The sequence below is a fragment of the Oleiphilus sp. HI0086 genome (genome assembly GCF_001635225.1).
This window is the reverse complement of record NZ_LWFZ01001096.1, coordinates 1-885: the sequence shown is the minus strand read 5'-3', so window position 1 is coordinate 885 and position 885 is coordinate 1. Positions and strand designations below refer to the sequence as shown.

Below are 885 nucleotides of genomic sequence, written 5' to 3'. Positions count from 1 at the left end.
CTCCTAACTATATCTCTTATGTTTTTTGTCCAACCGAGGGTTGTTCGAATTAATGTAATATACGGTCTTCACGCTCTTTTTCTTCAGCTTCGACAATCGATTTAGATAGTGCCCCGGCAGCTTGAACACCCGCACCGATCATTGCTTTCGCTATCGCTGCTTTATGCTCCCCCAAAAAGCCTTCAACCTCTTCTGAAAATTGGATTTCGACCAAGAATTCGCCGTCATCATCCATTCGCTTCAAGGCGAAGCTACCGTTTTCTAATTCAACTATCTCTAAAAATGCGCTACTCATTCAAACTCCAAATTTATATAGAAACCTGCTCACCAGGTAAGTTATATAGTACCTGCGGCCTTCTTTACCATTCTGTTTGTTGCTCTCGCCTTTGCTGAATATAAGTTTTTACTTCTTCAATAAGTTCTAACAAAGTCAGCTCTCTATCACCTTCAATAGCTGTCTCGGTCAAATTAATAACCTCAATTCGAGGCACACTTGCTTCTGTGCTAGCTGCTTGCCTAGAATGCGGCGAATTTTCTCTGTAGAGCAGAGGGTCAACAGATAAAGCCAACAAGCGTTGATACCAACTTCCTTGCTCCTGCTTCTGCGCAAACAGGAACTGGCAATCGGGCATATTCTGCGCCAATTCTGAAGACTCATCTTGCAAGGCGTCAGCAGGGATCTTTAAATAGGCTGATAATTCTTCTAGCCAGGCTTCCCAGGCATACTTCAAACTCAAACTAGCGCCAACAACGGCAGCCTGTGCAAGCGCAGCATTAGTACTTGTCTCTGCCTGCTTTGCTTGTGTTTGTGCTGCATACAAATAAGTGTTCACCCTGCTCTTAATATCACTCACCTAAAAGACTCCGTCGACACACACTTACAGC

2 protein-coding genes are annotated in these 885 nt (G+C 44.0%); both read right to left on the bottom strand.

Going from position 1 to position 885, the window contains the following annotated elements:
- Positions 1–49 precede the first annotated feature (49 nt).
- Complete coding sequence (locus tag A3756_RS19475) at positions 50–295, bottom strand: hypothetical protein (RefSeq protein ID WP_068509110.1); 246 nt, start codon at positions 293–295, stop codon at positions 50–52.
- Between the two features lie 64 nt (positions 296–359).
- Positions 360–854 carry a DUF6586 family protein gene (locus A3756_RS19470; protein WP_068552970.1) on the bottom strand — a complete coding sequence of 165 codons (495 nt, stop codon included), beginning with the start codon at positions 852–854 and terminating at the stop codon, positions 360–362.
- Positions 855–885 lie beyond the last annotated feature (31 nt).

Excerpts from the sequence above, each read along its gene's own strand:
- A3756_RS19475 (WP_068509110.1), bottom strand. The coding sequence starts at position 295 with ATGAGTAGCGCATTTTTAGAGATAGTTGAATTAGAAAACGGTAGCTTC.